Origin of the sequence: Pseudomonas kairouanensis (genome assembly GCF_004682055.1) — a bacterium.
GTDB lineage: Bacteria > Pseudomonadota > Gammaproteobacteria > Pseudomonadales > Pseudomonadaceae > Aquipseudomonas > Aquipseudomonas kairouanensis.
Genome location: NZ_QUZU01000003.1, coordinates 227,788 through 234,749 on the forward strand (window position 1 = coordinate 227,788; position 6,962 = coordinate 234,749).

The 6,962-nt window shown below is 55.2% G+C and carries 6 protein-coding genes; all 6 read left to right on the plus strand.

Annotated features, from left to right (window positions below):
* Positions 1-10 precede the first annotated feature (10 nt).
* Positions 11-964, plus strand: a complete 954-nt coding sequence (locus DYL59_RS04925) for a DNA cytosine methyltransferase (protein ID WP_135288162.1) — start codon at positions 11-13, stop codon at positions 962-964.
* 135 nt (positions 965-1,099) lie between these two features.
* Entirely contained in the window at positions 1,100-1,426 is a 327-nt protein-coding gene (locus DYL59_RS04930) for an ATP-binding protein (RefSeq protein WP_186605984.1), read from the plus strand.
* Between the two features lies 1 nt (position 1,427).
* Positions 1,428-2,924, plus strand: a complete 1,497-nt coding sequence (locus tag DYL59_RS04935) for an ATP-binding protein (protein ID WP_167496652.1) — start codon at positions 1,428-1,430, stop codon at positions 2,922-2,924.
* On the plus strand, positions 2,917-5,694 hold the full coding sequence (locus tag DYL59_RS04940; RefSeq protein ID WP_135288164.1) for a Z1 domain-containing protein: 2,778 nt from the start codon (positions 2,917-2,919) through the stop codon (positions 5,692-5,694). Before DYL59_RS04935 ends, DYL59_RS04940 begins: the two co-directional genes overlap by 8 nt.
* Positions 5,691-6,665, plus strand: a complete 975-nt coding sequence (locus tag DYL59_RS04945; RefSeq protein WP_135288165.1) for a PD-(D/E)XK motif protein — start codon at positions 5,691-5,693, stop codon at positions 6,663-6,665. Before DYL59_RS04940 ends, DYL59_RS04945 begins: the two co-directional genes overlap by 4 nt.
* Positions 6,662-6,962: hypothetical protein (locus DYL59_RS04950; RefSeq protein WP_202877192.1), on the plus strand; the 301-nt coding region annotated here is incomplete at its 3' end. The genes DYL59_RS04945 and DYL59_RS04950, both read left to right, overlap by 4 nt.

The window sequence follows — 6,962 nt, forward strand, 5'->3', positions numbered from 1 at the left end:
AGAGTTTCCAATGGAACAGATACGCGCTTTTGACATGTTCTGCGGTGCTGGCGGTGCCAGCCTGGGGGCTCGTGAAGCTGGGGCCACAATTGTTGGTGGTGTCGACCTCTGGGGTCCGGCCGTAGAATCCTTCAAACTCAACTTCAAGGACGCACATGTCTTCGAGCAGGATCTGCGCAGCCTCACGCCCGAAGAGGTTCTGGCCAAAACCGGCCCGATCGACCTGCTTATCTCCTCTCCTGAATGCACCCACCATACCTGCGCCCGTGGTGCAAAGCCGCGCTCGGAAGAAAGCAAGGACACTGCCTTCCAGGTCATCCGCTACGCCGAAGTCATGAAGCCGCGCTGGATCACCCTGGAAAACGTCGTCCACATGAAACCTTGGGCCCGCTACGACGAACTCAAGGCCGAACTGGCTCGTCTCAAATACAAAGTGCACGAGCAGATCATCGATGCCTCTCTATTTGGTGTCGCCCAGCGTCGCCGCCGCCTATTCATGATCGCCGACCTACAGGAACAGTCGCAGGAGATCCTGCCGCTACGCCCGAGCTACCGGACTGTTTGGGACATCCTGGCGCCGGAAGGCACCTACAAGATGAACCCACTGCGAACCGAGCGCCGCGCCAAGGACACGCTGGCACGTGCAGAGCGCGCCATTGCTGAACTTGGCCCGGACAAGGCTTTCCTCATCGTCTACTACGGCACCGATGGTGCCGGTGGCTGGCAACGGATGAGCGAGCCGCTACGTACCATCACCACCGTAGATCGATTTGCTTACGTGAAGCCGACTCCGGAAGGCCACATGATGCGCATGCTCCAGCCTGATGAGCTTCGCCAAGCAATGGGCTTCCCTGACAAGTATCAGTTCCCGCAAGTAAGCCGTAGGGATAGGGTCAAGCTCATGGGGAATGCGGTATGTTCCCCTGTGATGGAAGCGATTGTTGCGTCGCTGAAGGCTGGATAGGATACTGGCCAAACTGAAGAGGCCGCCCAACGCCTTGATCTCTACAGGGACTGTAGCGATGAAAATCACCACCATTCAATATTGCTTAAAACCTCCCTGTGAGGCTTTTTCTGTTTCTAGCACTAGGTAATTCGGGTGAGCATCAATCAAGAAGATTTCAAGCAGCGATTTCGCCCGCGAGCTAACGTACTTCAGTTGCTTGGAGATGAACTGATTGGCAGCCGTAAGCTGGTTGTGTTTGAGCTTGTGAAGAATGCTTATGATGCTGGTCCTAATGAAGTTTCCGTTGTTCTGAATCTTACGGATAGGGAAAGCCCAGGAATTTCCGTCAAAGACGATGACGATGGAGTATCACTCCAAACGATCCAGGATGTTTGGCTTGTGCCTGGCAATGATCATAGAAAGGCTCAGCTGGCAGGGACCTCCGGCAAAAAAGATGCTACTCATCGGCAGGTCGCCTGACATGGCCTCGGAACGTACTGTCGATATCTCACCAAGGGCTTCCGCACTGATCAATTCCCTCAGGGGGTTGGGCTATTCCCCTGAAACTGCAATCGCCGATCTGGTCGATAACAGCATCACCGCAGGCGCCTCCGTCCTCGAGGTCGACGTTCAATGGAACGACGGAAATCCGACTGCTGCCATGCTCGATAACGGGAGCGGCATGGACGAGAAACGACTCACCGAGGCCATGCAGCTCGGTGGTGATAGCCCAGGGGCAGTCAGAAGTGACAACGACCTCGGCCGTTTCGGCATGGGACTAAAAACAGCGTCGCTCTCTCAGAGCAGCCGCATGACTGTGGTCTCCAGAACGGCAGAGAGCACCACCGCAATCACCATGGATGTCGGGGTCATTACAGCACGCGGCTGGGTGGCCACTGTTCCAGACCCGCTGCCGAATCACTCGCTTGTGGCAAAGCTGCTTTCCCTCCAATCTGGCACGGTCGTGTTGTGGGAAAACATCGATGAACTGAGCGGCCTTTCTGGTCTTTCCAAAGAGGCCTTTTACCTTCGACTGGAAGAAATCCGCGGCCATCTCGGCATGGTATTTCATCGTTTCATCAATGGTGATGCCGAACGACTTGTCATCATCCTCAACGGACGACCGGTCAAAGCCTGGGACCCCTTCCAGTCTCAACATCCGGCCACCATTAGCATGCCAGTCGAAAGAATCAGGCTCACGGGCTCTTCATTCAGCGTGAAGCCCTGCGTGTTGCCCCATCGTGACCGGTTCTCCAGTGACAGCGAGTATGAGGCAGCGGGCGGTCCTGGTGGATGGGCTGCACGCCAAGGCTTCTACGTCTACCGGGGTAAGCGCTTGCTCGTACCTGGCAGCTGGCTCGGACTTGGTGGCTCTCGAGCATGGACAAGAGACGAAACCAGTCGTCTTGCTCGTATTCAGATCGACCTTCCAACTGACATGGACCGGGATTGGCGTATTGACGTCAGGAAATCACAGGCCCGCCCGCCAGGAGCCCTCAGAGCCCGCCTGACAGCGATAGCTGGACGTTGCAGACAGGAAGCACGCGAAGTATTCGCGTTTCGTGGACAGGGACCACGCGTCCGTGGGGGGGCACGCGAAGCACTCGCCGTATGGCTGGCAACTGAAGGGCCAAACGGCACGCTGTACCGTATCAATCGGGATCATCCGGTTATCGCCGCTTACCGCGAGGCGGCTCGCGGACTTCGCGCTCTGAATGCAATGCTGTCCATTATCGAGAGAAGTGTCCCGGTTGAACGCATCTGGCTGGATGTTTCTGAATCAGAGGGTAGAGAAACTCCGACGCTGCATGCTGATGAAATAGCATCACTGGCTGATCAGTTGGCCGAATTGAGCCGCCTACTGCCCGAGAGCATGACGCTTGATCAACGCGTTGACATTCTTCTTTTCAACCTACCCGGGGACTTGGCAAGACTCAAGGTGGAACTGACACGAAAACTAGGGGGCAATAATGTTTGAAGTCGTTGAGGCGCTCGCACTGAGAGCGAGGAAAATTCTGCAAATTCAGAAAGAGGCCGGTGAGAAGATCGACCGTACCTCAATCACAAAACTTCTTGAACTTGATGCCCCCATTTTCACCTTAACTACAAAGCAGACCGTCAGCCCAGAGCAGATTGAAGCCGCAACGCGATTACTCTGGACCATCTTTATCACCGAACAGGGACCGGCTCTTTTCCTGAAGGGTAAAGAAGGCGACCGTCCGGCGCCCTGGTATGTCGGTGAGCGCAGGCAGGCAGGCCATTTCATGCAACGCTACCTCAGCAAGCTCGAGGAGGATAAGTGGCCTGAACACTCCAGAAATGAGCTCAAGGAGAGCACTGCTCGCATTCTCGAAGCCATGGACGACCCATGCCGTGCTGGGACCTGGGATTGGCGGGGGTTGGTTGTTGGTGATGTGCAGTCAGGCAAGACCGCCAGTTATGCAGGCGTTGTCAATCGCGCTGCGGATGCGGGATACCGCATCATCATCGTACTCGCCGGTATGCACAAAATTCTGCGTCTCCAGACGCAGAAGCGCTTCGATCTTGACGTTTTAGGCTATGACACCAATCCAAAGAACCGCCAGACAAACCAGCCCTTGAGGCCAATCGGTGTTGGCACCTTCACTCCTCTGCTCGTCGATAGCCTCACAATGGCGGACATGAATGGGGACTTCAGTCAGAAGCTCGCGGACCAAGCCAACTTCTCACCAGACAGCAAACCTTGTCTTTTCATCGTCAAGAAGAACGCAAAGGTGCTTGAAAATCTGAACAATTGGATCGCCCGCCTGCCTGCTCTAGCAAAAACAGCCCCTGTCCTCGTCATTGATGATGAGGCTGATCAGGCTTCGGTTGATACAGGTGACCAGCCCCTGCTTGAGGATGGCACGTTCAAGGAGGAATACGACCCCAAACGCGTCAACGGTGAAATACGCAAGCTGCTGATGAAGTTCGAGCGGCGCGTCTACTTGGGATACACAGCGACACCGTTTGCAAATATCTTTATTCACGACGAAAGGTCGGCGAAGGATTATGGTCCTGATCTCTTCCCGTCGACCTTCATATCGGCTCTTACCCCACCGGATGATTACTTTGGTCCGGCAGCTGTTTTCGGGACAACCGACGATGCCGATAGCATCGGTCTGCCTCTCGTCCGTCCGTTCGATCAGTTGGGTGAGAACTGGATACCGGAAAAGCATGACAAGACGCTCAAGCCACGATTCAACGGACAGGACGTCATCCCTCCCAGCCTGGAAGAAGCAATAGACAGCTTCCTCCTTACGTGCGCCGCGCGTTCGGCACGCGGACAATGCACCGAGCACAACTCCATGCTTGTCCACGTCTCGCGGTTCGTCGACGTGCACGAAGAGGTTCATCGCCAAGTCGAGCGATACCTGCATACGGTGCGCGCAATGATCTCGAATGGCGACCAAGAGACCCTGCGACGCTTAAAGGGGGTGTGGGACACCGACTTTTTCTCCACAACGCGCGCAGTGAGGCCCACCGTGCACGGCCGCAACACAATTGATCTTACCTGGGACCAGGTCCGCGTACGAATTGCTGACAGTTCGGACAAGATCAAGGTGATCACCGCGAATGGCAAGACGAAGGCGGACATCGATTATGACCTCTACAAAGGTATTGGCCTTTCGGTCATCGCTGTGGGCGGTGATAAGCTCTCACGAGGCTTGACGCTCGAGGGACTGTCCTCAAGCTACTTCCTCCGTACATCTCATCAATATGACAGTCTTTTGCAGATGGGACGGTGGTTCGGCTATCGTCGGGGCTTTGCCGACCTTTGCCGCCTCTATACCACTCCCGATATGGAGGACTGGTTCAGGTACGTGGCTACAGCTCAGAAGGAGCTGCGAGCTCAGTTCTTCGAGATGGAGCAGAGGGGGGGCACACCGAAAGAATTCGGTTTGAAGGTTGCCGTTCATGATGTCTTGAAAGTCACCGCGAAGAACAAGCAGCGCCACGCTGAGGAACGTCAGAGTAGCTACGCCGGTGAAGGCAAGATTCAGACAGTCATGTTCAATGACAAAAGGACGCTGGATCTCAATGCCGACGTGACTGACGACTTCATTCGCAGTCTCGGAAAAGGCACGGAAAATCCCGCTCGCCCCGGACCGCCAGGAAAAACGGCGGACGGTGTACTATGGTCTGGCGTTCCCGGACAGAGAGTCTCCGCATATCTCAAGGATCTCACTTTCCCCCCGGAAAGCCTCCAGCTGAATGGCAGCGCTCTAGCTTCGTATATCAATGCACAGTTGGTGATGGAACATCCCGAACTTACCGACTGGACAATCTTTCTCGCTACAGGGAATAAGAAAGAGGTCACGATAGCGGAGCAGTCGCGTAAATGCGTTCTGCGCGAACCCCGAAAGCCAAGGAATGCACGGCCTCTACCCACCGATCGCTTCATTATCGGTACGGCCCTCAGTCCCCTTGATCAAGCTATCGATTTGACCGACGCGGAGTTTGAAGAAGCTCTATCTCATACGAATATGGAGCGCAGATCGCGCAGATTGGGCGACACTGACGTTCCCTCGGGTGAGTGCATCAGAAAGGTTCGAGGTCGACACCCGCAGAATGGTCTCCTGATCATCTATCCCATCGATCCTGAAGTAGCGAAGGTCGAATCGGCTGATAGGCCGGTTATCAGCGTGGTAGTCAGCTTCCCCGATAGTAATGCCGCTGACAAACGTATTTTCCTTTTCAACAGTGTCTTGCTGCGCGAGGAACTATGACTTGGCTTTCCGCACTGAACGATGCCTGGGATGAGCTCGCGCAGACCGCGCCCGTAGCTCATCAGTTTCGGTCGAAGCTTATCTCTACGGAGGTACCCCTCGATATCCTTGCAGGGATGCGCGCGATGGATGGCGCGCCATGCCTGATGCTTCAGACAGCCCCTGCACCAGATGCTCTTTTCGAGCTTGGTGGCATGCGTCTGAATGCCGTGCCAGACGCGTCAGGAATCTTTCTTGTGCTTTCCCTCGAGGACAGCACAAGACGCGACCTTTTCACGACTATCTGTGCAGATGTTGTTGCCGCTTCGGTCCAGGCGAACAGTGCAGATGCATTAGAACAGTTTCTGGCTCGCCTTGACGCTTGGCGCCAATTTCTTCGGGATCGGCATGATGGACTCTCTCGCTGGGAGACAGTCGGACTGATCGGTGAGCTAGTCGTGCTAGAGAAACTCTTGATTATTGATCCAGGCTGTCTCGATACATGGACATCTCCACGAGACGGGTTACATGACTTCGATCGAGTTGGACATGCCTTGGAAGTCAAGAGCTCCATCGGTCCCGCAGCCTCAATCACGGTCTCAAAACTTGATCAACTGGACACAACTGATCTCCGTCGGCTCGAGCTACTTCATGTGCGAATGGTCGAAGCACAAGATGGCCATACTTTACGTGACCTGATCGTTGCGATCGCTGACCGACTGCCTAGCCAGGCCGCTCGTCTTACTTTCGAGAACGCTATTCTGCGCCGTGGCCTTCTACCAGGGGATGATATTGCGCGCAGTGCACCAAGAGTACAGGTGCGTGGGATGGACTGCTATTCTGTTACGGGCGGGTTCCCGCGCCTGCTCCGAGCCTCACTCCCCGTAGCAATTACTGAAGCCACCTACACGCTTGATGTTCGCGCGCTGTCCACTTTCTCTATAGATATAACGGCGGCCCTTGAAGCGTTCATTCAAGGAGATCGTTCATGAGTGACGACGCACTTACAGAGTTCCATCAAGAGCTGGTTGCCGAAGTAGAAGAAGGCCTATCGACCGAAGAGCCTTTCTCAGCAAACATCTTTACCCGTTTGATCCTTGAACGCCTGGAGGAGGCCGGCCATTTTGACAGCACCTTCCCCCTCTACCAGGAAGGTCCGATCCGCAATACACGGTATCGCATTGATGGCTACACGTACGATGAGGATCGCGCTCGCCTGGACCTGTTCACCACGATCTACTCCGGCGATCTTACAGCCAGCAAAATTCCTGCCGCCGACATTACCCGTG

Bases quoted from the DNA above. Each gene is read 5' to 3' on its own strand.
- DYL59_RS04925 (WP_135288162.1), top strand. From the start codon at position 11: ATGGAACAGATACGCGCTTTTGACATGTTCTGCGGTGCTGGCGGTGCC.
- DYL59_RS04935 (WP_167496652.1), top strand. From the start codon at position 1,428: ATGGCCTCGGAACGTACTGTCGATATCTCACCAAGGGCTTCCGCACTG.
- DYL59_RS04940 (WP_135288164.1), top strand. From the start codon at position 2,917: ATGTTTGAAGTCGTTGAGGCGCTCGCACTGAGAGCGAGGAAAATTCTG.
- DYL59_RS04945 (WP_135288165.1), top strand. From the start codon at position 5,691: ATGACTTGGCTTTCCGCACTGAACGATGCCTGGGATGAGCTCGCGCAG.